The 13,177-nt window shown below is 60.7% G+C and carries 9 protein-coding genes and 1 pseudogene; 4 read left to right on the forward strand and 6 right to left on the reverse strand.

The features are described from left to right. The first annotated feature begins 88 nt into the window (after positions 1-88). The 4 genes from ACSZOQ_RS13805 (at position 89) to ACSZOQ_RS13820 (ending at position 6,525) form a co-directional block, all read left to right on the forward strand. The gene (locus ACSZOQ_RS13805; protein ID WP_439923056.1) at positions 89-2,065 is read left to right on the forward strand and encodes a 4Fe-4S binding protein; all 1,977 of its coding nucleotides are present in this window, start codon (positions 89-91) and stop codon (positions 2,063-2,065) included. 272 nt (positions 2,066-2,337) lie between these two features. Beyond that, a complete protein-coding gene (locus tag ACSZOQ_RS13810; protein WP_439923057.1) occupies positions 2,338-2,991 on the forward strand; it encodes an ABC transporter ATP-binding protein in 654 nt (217 codons plus the stop codon). After that, on the forward strand, positions 2,988-5,447 hold the full coding sequence (locus ACSZOQ_RS13815; protein ID WP_439923058.1) for an FtsX-like permease family protein: 2,460 nt from the start codon (positions 2,988-2,990) through the stop codon (positions 5,445-5,447). Before ACSZOQ_RS13810 ends, ACSZOQ_RS13815 begins: the two co-directional genes overlap by 4 nt. Continuing rightward, a complete protein-coding gene (locus ACSZOQ_RS13820; protein ID WP_439923059.1) occupies positions 5,437-6,525 on the forward strand; it encodes a lipocalin-like domain-containing protein in 1,089 nt (362 codons plus the stop codon). The genes ACSZOQ_RS13815 and ACSZOQ_RS13820 overlap by 11 nt, the downstream gene beginning before the upstream one ends. Positions 6,526-6,632: 107 nt before the next feature. On the opposite strand, the gene ACSZOQ_RS13825 is transcribed toward ACSZOQ_RS13820, so the two are convergent. The 6 genes and pseudogenes from ACSZOQ_RS13825 to ACSZOQ_RS13850 form a co-directional block, all read right to left on the reverse strand. Next, a complete protein-coding gene (locus ACSZOQ_RS13825) occupies positions 6,633-7,133 on the reverse strand; it encodes an isoprenylcysteine carboxyl methyltransferase family protein (protein ID WP_439923060.1) in 501 nt (166 codons plus the stop codon). Continuing rightward, the gene (locus tag ACSZOQ_RS13830) at positions 7,130-8,182 is read right to left on the reverse strand and encodes a type III polyketide synthase (protein WP_439923061.1); all 1,053 of its coding nucleotides are present in this window, start codon (positions 8,180-8,182) and stop codon (positions 7,130-7,132) included. The genes ACSZOQ_RS13825 and ACSZOQ_RS13830 overlap by 4 nt, the downstream gene beginning before the upstream one ends. Positions 8,183-8,289: 107 nt before the next feature. Continuing rightward, positions 8,290-8,799 (reverse strand): pyridoxamine 5'-phosphate oxidase family protein, encoded by a 510-nt coding sequence (locus tag ACSZOQ_RS13835; protein ID WP_439923062.1) that lies wholly within the window; start codon positions 8,797-8,799, stop codon positions 8,290-8,292. A gap of 133 nt (positions 8,800-8,932) precedes the next feature. Further along, positions 8,933-9,163, reverse strand: a pseudogene (locus ACSZOQ_RS13840) (DUF6496 domain-containing protein); the annotation flags it as partial. Positions 9,164-10,054: 891 nt separating this feature from the next. Next, the gene (locus ACSZOQ_RS13845; protein WP_439926065.1) at positions 10,055-10,444 is read right to left on the reverse strand and encodes an ATP-binding cassette domain-containing protein; all 390 of its coding nucleotides are present in this window, start codon (positions 10,442-10,444) and stop codon (positions 10,055-10,057) included. Between the two features lie 214 nt (positions 10,445-10,658). Beyond that, on the reverse strand, positions 10,659-12,638 hold the full coding sequence (locus ACSZOQ_RS13850) for a hypothetical protein (RefSeq protein ID WP_439926066.1): 1,980 nt from the start codon (positions 12,636-12,638) through the stop codon (positions 10,659-10,661). Between the last annotated feature and the right edge of the window lie 539 nt (positions 12,639-13,177).

Genomic DNA, 13,177 nt, shown 5'->3' on the forward strand with positions numbered 1-13,177 from the left:
ATACGAGTCCCGTGACTGGCGATAAACGCAGGCAGCGGCAATGGCGGATCGACCCCGGAAAATTCTGATGTGCTCGTGCGAGGACACGATGAGCCTGGATTCGGCCGCGGTCCGAATGGCGCACCCCGACGCCGAGATTTCCACCTTTTGTCACATGTGCCGGACGGAGGTGGAGCGATTCCGGAATGCGCTGCAAGACGGCACCGCGCTGACTGTCGGCTGTACGCAAGAAGCGCCGCTATTCTCGGAATTGGCCGGCGAGCGCGATGCGCCGATCAGATTTGTCAACGTACGCGAAACCGCAGGCTGGTCCATGCAGGGAGCAAAGGCGGGTCCGAAAACGGCCGCGCTGCTCGCGCTCGCAACTGAGCCAGCACCGGACTTTGCGCTGGTCAGCCTGTCGAGCGAAGGCGTTATCCTGATTTACGGTCGGGACGAACGCGCGATCGAGGCCGGCAACCTGTTGGCCGATCAACTCGATGTTACTGTCCTGGTCAGCCAACCGGACGCGCTGGAGCCGCCCAGCGTCGTCACGTTCCCGATCGTCAAGGGAACCATCCGTGCAGCGACAGGCCATCTCGGCGCGTTTGAGCTGACGGTCGACGATTACGCGCCAGCGCGGCCATCCTCACGCGACAAGCTGATATTCGAACCACGGCGCGACGGAGCGGTCTCGCGTTGCGATCTCATACTTGATCTCACCGGCGGCGCTCCGTTGTTTCCGGCACACGATCTGCGCGACGGTTACCTGCGGGCCGATCCCAAGGATCCGGCAGCGGTGCTGCGCTCCGTGCTCAAGGCCCGCGATCTTGTCGGCAGCTTCGACAAGCCACGGTACATCAACTTCAACGCGGATCTATGCGCCCATTCGCGTTCGAATATCGTCGGATGCCACCGATGCCTTGATCTCTGTCCGACCAGCGCGATCATGCCCGACGGCGACCATGTCACCATCAATGCGGAAATTTGCGCCGGATGCGGCCAATGCGCCGCGGCATGTCCGACCGGAGCCGCGTCCTACACGTTGCCTCCGGCGGACGTGCTGCTTCACAAATTGCGCGCGATGCTGATGGCATACCATAGTGCCGGCGGCGCCGATGCCATCGTGTTGCTACACGATGGCGAACATGGCACTCCACTGATCGAGGCGCTCGCGCGTCACGGCGAGGGCCTTCCCGCCAACGTCCTGCCGCTCGGCCTCAATGAGGTGACGCAGGTCGGGCTGGAAGCGATCGTGGCGGCCTTCGCGTATGGCGCTGCGGGCTTGCGGCTGTTGTTGCGGGCAAAACCACGCCACCCGACGGTCGGACTTGGCAAAACGACGGCGCTGGCCGAGACGATCCTCGCAGGCCTCGGGCTCCATGGCCCGCGCGTTTCCACCATCGAAACCGACGACCCGGATGCTTTGGGCGCGGCATTGTACAGCATTGCGCCTACCGCGCCTGTCCAGCATCCGGCAAGCTTCAGGACCGTCGGCAGAGCCCGCGACGTTCTGCGTTTCGCATTGCGTGAATTGCATCGGGTGGCGCCGGCGCCGGTTGATGTGATCGCGCTGCCCGATGGCGCACCATTCGGCACCCTCGAAGTCGACATCGAAGGATGCACGCTCTGTCTGTCTTGCGTTTCCGCCTGCCCCACCGGCGCGCTGCACGATGACCCGGAACGACCGGTGCTTCGGTTCACCGAAGATGCCTGCGTGCAATGTGGCCTGTGCCAGGCGACGTGCCCGGAAAAGGTCATCAAACTGGTGCCGCAAATCGACTTCCGGGCAGCCACGGCGCCCGCACGCACGCTGAAGGAGGAAGAGCCGGCGCTCTGTATCCGTTGCCACAAGCCATTCGGTGTCAAAAGTACCATCGACCGGGTCGCAGCAAAGCTGGAGGGCCGGCACTGGATGTATCCCAATGCCGACAAACGCGTCGATGCCATCCGAATGTGCGCCGACTGTCGCGTCATCACCATGAGCGAGGACGGTTTCAATCCGTTTGTCGGCGTTCCCGAGCGCCCGGCACCACGCACCACAGATGATTATCTGCGCGAACGCGAACAGAAAGCAAAAAGCTGATTTCCGGCGAGCCGGTGCCATGATCAGCGCCTAGCCGCCGGACCGCGGCAGGCGATCAGGGTCGCGGCGGGTCTTTCTTTGACACGGGTGGCGGCCTTAGCGCATTGGGCATCGATGTGCTTGCCGGGTTCGCTGAGCGGATGCGGATACCAAGCACCGGTGCGTTCAAAACGGTGAAAGATCAAGCTTGCCGCAGAAGACCAGCCGTAAATAGGCCGGACGGCAGTTAGGCAGAAAGACGGATGTGTGCCCCGACAACTTCAAAAGCACCAATGCTGGATGTCCAGAACCTGACCAAAACCTATCGTTCGGCGCAGGAACGGATCACCGTTCTTCGCGGTGCCTGCCTGCGCGTTGACGCTGGCGAGAGTGTCGCGCTGACCGGAGAGTCAGGAAGCGGCAAAAGCACCTTGCTGCACCTGATCGCCGGCCTCGATCAGGCGGACAGCGGCTCCATCCGGCTCGACGACACGGAGGTGACTGGACTGGCGGACCGGGGCCGTGCCGCGCTCCGCCGGGACCGGCTGGGACTGGTCTTTCAACAATTCAATCTGATCCCCTCTCTAACCGTCGCCGACAACCTAGCTTTTCAGTCGCGTATCGCCGGGCGTCACAATAGCCAGTGGCAAAGCGAACTTGTCGATCGGCTGGGGCTCGGCGATTTTCTGAAACGATATCCCGAACAACTCTCAGGCGGCCAACAGCAGCGGGTTGCAATCGGGCGCGCGCTTGCGGTCAGGCCGCTTCTGCTCCTCGCCGACGAACCGACCGGCAACCTCGATGAAACGACGGCCGACGAGGTCATGGATCTCGCGCGCGATCTCATCAAGCGAACCGGATGCGGTTTCCTGATGGTCACGCATAGCGCGCGGCTTGCCGCGACGCTGGACCGGCAAGTCCTGCTCAGCGCCGGACTGATCTCGTGAAACAGGGGTTCTGGATCCTCGCCGTTTTGCTCAGCCATTGGCGTCGGCATCCGATGCAATTGACAACCCTCATGGTCGGCCTGATCTCGGCAACTGCATTGTGGAGCGGCGTGCAGGCGCTGAACCAGCAGGCGCGCAGCAGCTACGACCGGGCCGTGGCGGTCTTTGGCGACGCCCGTGTCGCGATGCTGGTTGGGCAGGACTCCACATTTCCTCAGCAACTCTTCATCGATCTCCGGCGGGCAGGATGGCCGGTCTCACCCGTGCTCGAAGGCCGCATTCGCATTCACGGGAAGACATTTCGCCTGCTGGGAATCGAGCCGGTGACGTTTCCAGCGAAGGCAGGATCCATCCCGACGATCGGAAAATCGGACCTGCAAACATTCATCGCGCCGCCGGGCGAGGCTCTGGTCGCGCCGGAGACACTGGCCGAGCTGACCGGGACGGAAGGCACGGCCCTTCGAACAGACGACGGCGAGTCTTTGCCGCCTCTCAAGGTTGAACCGCAGCTTGCGCCGGGCCTTGTGGTTGTCGATATCGGACGGGCGCAGAGTCTTCTTCACCTGCCGAGCCAGATCTCGCGTCTGTTGATCGGCGAAACGCGCCGCGCGCACGCGCCACTGGAAGCTGTCGCCGGTGATAAGCTTCGGTATGTTGCGCCGGACGCTGAAACCGATCTCGAACGTCTGACCGACAGCTTCCATCTCAACCTGTCAGCCTTTGGGCTGCTGTCGTTTCTCGTCGGACTCTTCATCGTCAATTCGGCGATTGGCCTCGCCTTCGAACAGCGCATGCCGATGCTCCGGACCCTGCGCGCCTGCGGGGTATCGTCCCGGATGTTGAACGGTGTGTTGCTGATCGAGTTGCTAATTCTGGCGCTCGCGGCGGGCCTGATCGGATTGGTCTGCGGATATCTGATCGCCGCGGCGTTGCTGCCCGATGTCGCCGCGAGCCTGCAAGGGCTGTATGGCGCCCGGATTCCCGGTCAACTGACGCTTAGACCGGAATGGTGGGTCGCAGGACTTGCGATGGGCGTTGTGGGAACGCTAGTGGCGGCAGCGACGAGCCTCTCGAGAGTAGTTCGCCTGCCTGTTCTCGCAATGGCGCAACCCTATGCCGGGCAGCAAGCCCAGCGTCGATGGCTGCGCTGGCAGGGTCTATGTGCCGTTGCGATGCTTGTGACGGCCGCCGCTGTGCTGACGACCGGCGATTCGCTGATGTCGGGATTCGCGTTGCTGGCGGCATTGCTGCTGGGAGCAGCGCTGGCGTTGCCTGTTCTGCTCGGATTCGTTCTTCGCGCCGGGGAACGAAGCACGCACCGGCCGCTTGTGATGTGGTTCTGGGCCGACAGCTGCCAGCAACTTCCGGGACTATCGCTCGCGCTCATGGCGCTGCTGCTCGCGCTCGCGGTCAATGTCGGCGTCGGAACCATGGTCGAGAGTTTTAGCAAGACGTTCGCCGCATGGCTGGATGGACGACTCGCCGCGGATGTGTATGTCAATGCGCGCGACGATGCACAAGCGCGCGACATCCAAGCAAGCCTGCATGCGCGACCCGAGGTCACCGCGATCCTGCCGAGCGGCCGCGCCGAGATCGATATCGACGGCTGGCCGGTGGAGATTCTAGGCCTCGCCGATCACGCTACCTATCGCGACCGCTGGCCTTTACTCGAGTCCGAACCCAATGCGTGGGACGCCGTCAAGTCAGGCGAAGGCGCGCTCGTCAGCGAACAACTGGCGCGCAGACTGAAGCTTGGGGTTGGAAGTCGGCTGAATCTCAGAACAGCCGGCGGCGACAACGCCGTGGAGATTGCCGCGATTTATGCCGATTACGGCAATCCGAAAGGACAGATCGCAATCGATATCGATGCCTTCACAAGCCGGTTTCCAGATCTGCCGCGAACCCGTTTCGGCCTGCGCGTGATCCCCAGCAAGATCGCGCCGCTGATCGACGACTTGCGACAGACGTTTCATCTCGATGAGAGCCGTCTCTCGGATCAATCGACGCTGAAAGCGGAATCAACACGGATTTTCAACCGTACGTTCGCCGTGACCGCCGCGCTGAATACATTTACGCTCAGCGTCGCCGGCATTGCGCTGCTCACAAGCCTGCTGACCCTGAGCAATTCCCGCCTTCCGCAACTGGCGCCGTTGTGGGCACTCGGCCTGACGCGGCGGCAATTGGCCGGCATCGAGCTTCTTAAGACCATGTCCGTCGCGTTCATCACCGCGCTGCTGGCGCTGCCGCTCGGATTGCTGGTGGCCTGGTGCCTGATCGCGGTGGTCAACGTCAGGGCATTCGGCTGGCGCCTCCCCTTCCATGTCTTTCCGCTGCATCTGGTCGAACTTCTCGGCGTCGCGATGCTAGCGTCGCTGCTGGCGATGCTGGTGCCGGTGGTCAGGCTGATCCGAATGCCGCCGGCGCGACTGATCAAGGTCTTCGCCGATGAGCGTTAGTGCAAAGCTCACACGCCGGGCGTTCGCAACAGCGCTCGCCGTGTTCGGCCTCGACCGGCGGTTGTCACTGGCGCAGGGTTTCGCCGGTCTTGGTGTTGATGCTTCCGGATTTGCCACGGTCACGCCCGGCCGAAAGTTCGTGTTTCCCGACGACCACGGTCCTCATCCGGATTACCGAATTGAGTGGTGGTACCTCACGGCCAATCTCAGGGATGCTGCCGGCAACGCCCTCGGCGTGCAGTGGACGCTGTTTCGCCAGGCGATGCAGCCGGGGCCACAACGGGAGGGCTGGGCCAATCAACAAATCTGGATGGGACATGCTGCAGTCACACGCGCCGATACTCATCGTTACAGCGAAACCTTTGCGCGCGGCGGCATCGGTCAGGCAGGCGCGGATGCGGACCCGTTTCGCGCGTGGATCGATTCATGGCAGATGCGCGGGTTGGAACGAATGTCCGCGATCAACGTCTCGCCGCTCCGGATCAATGCATCGGGCGCCGATTTCAGCTACGCCCTGAAGCTCGATGCGATCAAGCTGCTCGTGCTCGAAGGCGATGCCGGCTACAGCGTGAAGTCTGAAAGCGGACAGGCCTCCTACTACTACAGCCAGCCATATTTCACGGTGGACGGGACAGTCACGATCGACAGCAAGTCCATGAACGTCAGCGGGCAGGCCTGGATGGATCGGGAATGGAGCAGTCAACCGCTGGCGTCGGATCAGACCGGATGGGACTGGTTCTCCCTGCACCTAGGAACCGGCGAAAAGCTGATGCTGTTTCGCTTGCGGCAAACCCAAGGCATGCCTTCTTTTGCAGGCAACTGGATCGGATTGGATGGGCAATCGGTTGCACTCTCACCAGAGTCCATTGATATGACTCCCGTGGCGATGACCGACGTCGCGGATCGCAAGCTGCCGACGAGCTGGCGCATCGCCATTCGCAATCGCGGCGTGAGGATCGAAACTATTCCGCTGAATCCACGAAGTTGGATGGGGACGAGCGTTGCCTATTGGGAAGGTCCAGTCAGCTTCACCGGCACCCACCGGGGTGTCGGCTATCTCGAAATGACGGGTTACTGATCGGAATTGCCAGCCAATAGAAATGATTTAGGTCGGACTCGAACGGCGATTGACACGCGGTGAATGGGGATAGTGGATTATCAGGTCTTCAGCCTTGATGCCGGCAGTCACAATTGACGCCGCACAGCCTCGAGCGCACGAGCTTCAGCGCGAATGCGGATCGCGAGTACCAGCGCGTTCAGAACAGTGAAGATCGACGCTATTACCGCCAGATGGAGAGCGAGCGGCAAAACTGCGATTTCTGCGGCGACGATCGCGTAGTTGGGATGTGACAAATATCTGTAAGGTCCCGCCGCGATCATCGGCGCGTCAGGCAATACGATAATGCGCGTGGTCCATCGTGCTCCAAGCGTTGCCAATACCCAAAAGCGAAGGGCCTGTAACAGAATAAAAATCGAAAGACCGACCAGACTTACGTCCTGATCACGACCCCATATCCACAACGTAACTAGCCACGCAGCATGGACCGCGACCAAGAACGGATAGTGATCCGGCGCAATCTCGATTGCGCCTTGCGCCAGTAGCCTGCGGGTGTTGTATCGGGACAGAACGAGCTCGCCTAACCGTTGCAGGGTGACCAGCGCGAGAATGAGGGTGGCGAGGGTCACGCGGTGTGACGCAGAGTGACGCAGCTTGCGGTGAAGCCCGGCCCAAGCGAAGTCACAAGCGCTCGTGCCGGCAGGCCCCGCGCGCAGGCGCGTTCGAGCACAAACAGGACCGTAGCCGCCGACATATTCCCATAATCGGCAATAACCGATCTCTCGTGGTCGAGTGTCCCCTGATCAAGCGAAAAAGCCCGCTCGAGCGCGATAATGACTTTCGTACCGCCGGGATGGCAAATGAAGCGATCGATATCTCCGATCGCAAGACCCATCCCGGATAGAATTTCTGTCACCGCGGACTTCATGTGCGCCGTCACGAAGTCCGGGATCGTGCGCTGGAAGATTACGCCAAATCCTTCGGGGTCTACACGCCATCCCATGATATTCAGCGTGTTCGGCCACAGATACTCGCCGGTCGCCTCGATGCGTGTTGCACCTCCATCTCCGGCGCGCAGCACGACGGCGGCGGCCCCATCGCCGAATAGACTGGCCGCCACGATATTGGCCTTGGTCAATTCATCGTGGCGGACTGCGAGTGTGCAAAGTTCAAGGACCACCAACAGCACATTGGTGCCGGGCCGCGCTTGCGCCAGCCGTGATGCGATGGATAATCCAGTTACGCCACCTGCGCAGCCCAGTCCAAAGACTGGCACGCGCGACACATCCGACCGAAAACCAAGTTTCCCGGCGACGCGGGCCTCCAGCGTTGGTGTGGCGATTCCGGTCGAACATACCGTGACGACGGCGTCGATGTCAGAGGCGTTGAGATCGGCGCGAGCGATAGCCGTGAGAGCGACGTCGACGAACAAGGCTTCCGCGCCTTCGAGAAAGGCCTGAGTTCGCTCCGGCCAGCCACGCGGCTCGTAGTACCATTCGATCGGTTTGACGCCGTAACGGTGCTGTATGCCAGTATTGGCGAAAAGAGCGGAGAGCGTTTCAAACTGCGGATATAGCGAGCCCAAGATGGCACGCGCCGCTTCGAGGATTTGCGTCTGATGAAATACATGTGGTGGAACTCCGGTCGCTATCGAGACTAGAGCGGCCGTTTGCGTCATACAGTTACTCCTGCCCTTGTGGTGTCCGCATCTGAACCCGCAGCAGACGCGATCCGTCGCGCGGGGCTGATGCCGATGCCGACCGCAATCACCGCGCCACAGCGCCCTTACATCTTGACCGTCACCTTGCGGTTCTCGCCGAGGTTCGGCTTCTCTCCGGTCAACCTCGCCTTGGCGAACTCGAAGATGGTCGCCACGGCACTCGCCGGTCCATCCCACAATTCCCCAGTAAAAGGCTCAATCCGCAACAAGCATACATTGGGATCGCTTGGTCCTCCTGGCCACCAGAATTCATCGGTCTTTCGCCATACCGCCTTTGTCTTCTCCGCATCGCGGATGATGCAGGCGCGACCGGTGATCGACAGGTAGGCCTTATCGTTCGAATCGATAAAGATGAGGCCGACATCGGGCTTGGCCTCAATCTCCTCCTCCTTCGCGCTGTGAATATCGGTTACGAAAAAAATCAGGCCAGCGCCGCGATCAGGCCTTGCTTCCAGCGGCCGCGCACGCAGCCCATCAGCGAATTGCGTCGTCAGCATGCAAACGCCTACCTTTTCAATGATGTCCCAGATGCGATCGATGTTGTTTTCCTTGTTCATGTTGACCACCAGCTTCATGTGATGTCGTCGGTAATTTGAGACTTCGAAAAATGGGTTCTTCGCAAAGCTCTGCGCCTGTCGAGACGACCGCCGCGTTTTTCTAAATGAAGACAACTACCGGCGAGGATCTTCCGTGATAACCACCCCATCATCGGCTAGATTTCTTCTTCGGAACCTTTTTGCCCTTCTTGCGCGCCTTGGAGAGGCCGATCGCGATCGCCTGTTTTCTGCTTTTGACCTTGCCGCCCTTGCCGCCGCGTCCGCTTTTTGCCGTGCCCTTTTTGTAACTGCGCATTTCCTTTTCTACCGTGCGACCCGCACTCTTCGAATAGCTGCGTGTCTTTGCCTTCTTCCTTGCCGTTTTTGCCTTCTTCGTGGCCATGAACTTTTTCCTCCGTATGGCGGACGCGGCTTGTACGGCTCAGTATCGGTTTGGGATAATCCCCAGCAAGTGGCGAAGTTCCCGTCATCAAAAAGCTCGGCGCTCGCACCGGGCTCACGGCAGTTCGATGAGGCGAACAATAAGGCGTCCCGCATCAGCGATCACATGGCACCTCGGCGCACCAAGGCCTAACCTCATCAAGATCGTTTCTTGGGATGGGTACGCTTACGCCCCCGGAGCTCTAGCCGAGATGGATCGTTGCAAATCTTTGTCCACCTGCTTTACGTGAAGACCGCCCGGCAAGACCTGCCCGCCCTGTTCGTCTGCGACTGGAATATCCGTAATCAGGCCCGATCGCAGTGCTCGCCTCCAGGCATCGAGTTCAGTAGGCGCGGCTGCACCGATGCATTGATCACGATAGAACAGAGCGTAAGCCATCTTCCTCTCCCCTCAAGATATCGTTATTAACGCGCCGGAAAGAGAATCGTCCCCTGTGCATCCTCGCCGACACATTCACTTTCATATGAATGGCTTGCCTCCGGTGACCGCGACGGTGGTTCCGGATGTGTAACTCGAGGCGGAGTAACTCGAGGCGGGTCGGCCAGCATGACGTAGGCCGTCGCCAATTCGGCGCTTCATCGGTCGGCGCACGATTGTTAGGCCTGCTTGGCCAGATACCCCGCATGCTGTGCTTCTAGCCAGGGTATGACGTCGGCATCTGCATTGTGGCAGGACCGGCAGGCCACAATCCCTGCCTCCGGAAGACCGGTTTCAAAGATTTGGCACGCGATGCGTCGTTGCTCGGAACACTCGTCGGCGGAGCCGCCGGGAGTTGACTGAAATACGCCGCCGCGAGTTCGAGCACATGATTTGAGAAATCCCCGATTCCGCTCATTTGTCCGTTATCGTTGGCGCGCAGCCCAGAGCGAAAATCACGCAACTCTTTTTCGATATAAGCGCGCTTTTGACCCGCAAGATTGGGAAAATGCGCTGTTGCATACCGCCGGAAAGCTCGGCGGGATAGTGTTTGGCAAACCCGGTCAGCCCGATCATCTCCAAGAAATGGTCCGCGATCGGCAATGCTTCAGCACGCCTCCTTCCGGTACGCAGAGGACCGAAAGCGATGTTGTCGCGAACAGTCTTCCAGGGAAAGAGTGAATACTGCTGAAAGACCATGCCACGCTCGGGACCTGGCCGCTCGACGATGCGGCCATCAACCGTAACCGCGCCAGACGACGGTCGGATGTAACCCGCGATGCAATTGAGTAAGCGCCGGCAGATGGGCCCCGAATTCCGTCGGCTGAGCGAGAGTACTGTTCACGCGATCTCCGGAAGAAATTCGGCTTGCCGCGTCGCGGATTGAACGCTCGGGTTTAACCACGACGCGCGCCTGCATGACCTTGCGGGGCCGAACGCAGTTTGCCGGATCGGTCGACCGATATTGGCAATTGAGGTCGAACAATCGACCGAGGCGAACCTTTCGTGCCAACGCGATTTAGGTGTTCGTCGGCCAGTGTCGCGTGTGGAACCAGGTGCGGTACTCCGACGACATCTTCGCGCGTTGCGCCTGCGGCGCGTGCCGCTTGCACGTGGATGCCTCCTCGCTGCCTTCCGACGCGCCCCACCTCACCTCGACGCAGTCGTTCGGGTTATAGGCCATCTCGAAGTGCGTTGCCCGGTCGATGACCTCCTTGAGCGAAAGCGTCCACTGCGAGCCATCGCTGCGCGTGTAGGATATTTTTCGCGAGGCAAGCTCGGACGCAAGCACCCCTTGCAATTCGCTTTTCACGTCCTCGATGCTCTTGTTGTTCGGCATCGCGTAGCGCGGCGCCCGCCGAATGACGCGATCGGGAAATCCCCGCACGACATCGATCGCGATCAACAAACGGAAATCTCGCGCCGGAGTAGAGTAATCCTCCCAGGCTCCCGTCGTCCCGAAGATCGAGGAGCCGTTGGGCATCGCCACCTCTCCGGCGTGCTTTTGCTGATATTGGCGCCCGTTTTCGACTGAGGTAACACGCGTCTTCACCTGTTCGTTCAGACTTTCGATGGCATCTGTCATCGCTTTCACGGGATCAAGCGGCTCCGGCGACATCACGTCATCCATGTGATCGTAAAAATCCTCGGCACTCATCTTTGTTTGATCGAGCGAAAAATCAGCGTACTGGGGATTGTTGGTAATTTCGGCGTTGACCAGCCGCCGCAACGAGCCGCTTTTGTCGCGCACGATCGGCCGAAAGTGCTTGAGGCCCGGGCTGCCCAACGCAGGATCGTGCACGAACAGGAAATTGCCGCGCCAGAAGCGCTTTCGTGTAATCGAGCCGTCGGGCTCGGCATCGACGGCGAGGAAGACACCCGGCTTGCCGTTCATCTCCGGCACGCGATGTACGAGCATCAGCACGTGGCCGTAGGGATCGGCGTACATCGTGCCCGGACGGAGCGCTTCCTGGGTCAGCGAGACAGTGTAGAAATCGGTGTTGTCCTCACTCGCGGTGACGCGCGCGGCGCCAGTATGCACGACGTCGCCGACGTCCCGCAGATATTCGTTGAACGTCGTCGGCCGCTTTGGCAGTGCCTTCGGCGGAGCCGCAGGCGTCTCGGCCGACTGCGGCTGCGGCTGGGCAAACCCGGGCAGAATCATAGGCGTTTGCCCGGGCGGCGTGGCGTTGGCGATCGCAGCCGACGCAATTTCCTGTTCGGGAGGCGGCGGCGGACGCGTGACCTCGGGATGCTCCATGTCGAACCACTGGTAGCACTTGGGCGCCTTGCCGCGGGTGCCACGCGAGCAATTGGAGTAGCCGAAGGGGAGCCCCATCTTGTAGGCAAAATAGGCGCGCAGAAAGTATACGAAATCCGCGCAGTCGGGGCGAAGGCCCGTCCGCACATTGTCTTCACCGCGGCCTAGAAAGTTGAACAGGAAATTGCGCGACCGGTCGCGCAGGACTTCATGCCAGGCTTTCCAAGACAAATCCTGATCGGGGGGCGCGTCGAATAGCTTTTCGATCCATGCCGAGAACAAGGATTCCGTCGCGTGATTCCAGCTGTTACGTACCTTCCAAAAGGCACCGGACGGAATAGGCATGGGGTTTGGCTTGTGCGCGCTCACGGAGATATCGCGTGTGATCGTGCTGCAACCCGCCGTTGCGTGGTCGAGCGTCAGGGTGGCGTGCCACGTACCCGCGGCCGGCGCGGCGACCTCCGCGAACCAGGAGTACGGCGCGCCGCCGTGCCGCTCAGACGATTTGGCCGCGACGCTTCCGTCGGGCGCGACCAGCGAAATCACGCCCTGGAGCGGCTTTTCGGTAACGATCATGACGCGCAGCGGCGCCCCCTTCCAAGGCGCGAGCGGGGAGGGCAAGATCGAGAACCCGGTCGCCTGCTCACACGGGCCTGACGCCGCTTCGGCCGGCGGATCTACCGTCGCGAACATGAACGCTGCCGCTGCGGCAGCAGCAAACCGGCTAGCGAGACGCATCTTGACAACCTTTCTAGAGAAACCGGGAACTACACTCGGCCCTGCCGGTCTCAGGTGGGAATAGCGACGTCCACGGCTCGTCACACTAACGCCTTCACGCTCCATCACTACCCCCGTTGAGGTCAGCTGCTACCAGCCGTCGAAGTTCTCAAAGCAACGGCCGGCATGCTGAATAACTGAGGACCACGATTGTCAGGCAAAACGCCGTAGATGTGGCGAAAATCGGCGCGGCGCGACTTTCTCAAAGGTTATTGCGGCGCGGCCACGCAGAAGTCAGCGACGCTGACCATTGTAGGTTGGTCCGGTTCGGGTCATCAACTGACGTTTGCTTCCAGAAAATTACTTGGCCCACATCGCACCCTCACTGACGGCGCTTCGAGTCAAGAGTGACCTCAAGCGCTTCCACGACGGAAAGCGATCCGGCATTGATTTAAATCAAGGTCAGCCTCCCCGGCACTGAAAGAATTCCATTGCTATGCTCTCAGCTGACCATGCGTCGAAAACCTCGACCATCAGTCGGCTGAGTTCGTTCCTGTGTC

Origin of the sequence: Nitrobacter sp. JJSN (assembly GCF_051912485.1) — a bacterium.
Taxonomy (GTDB): Bacteria; Pseudomonadota; Alphaproteobacteria; order Rhizobiales; family Xanthobacteraceae; genus Nitrobacter.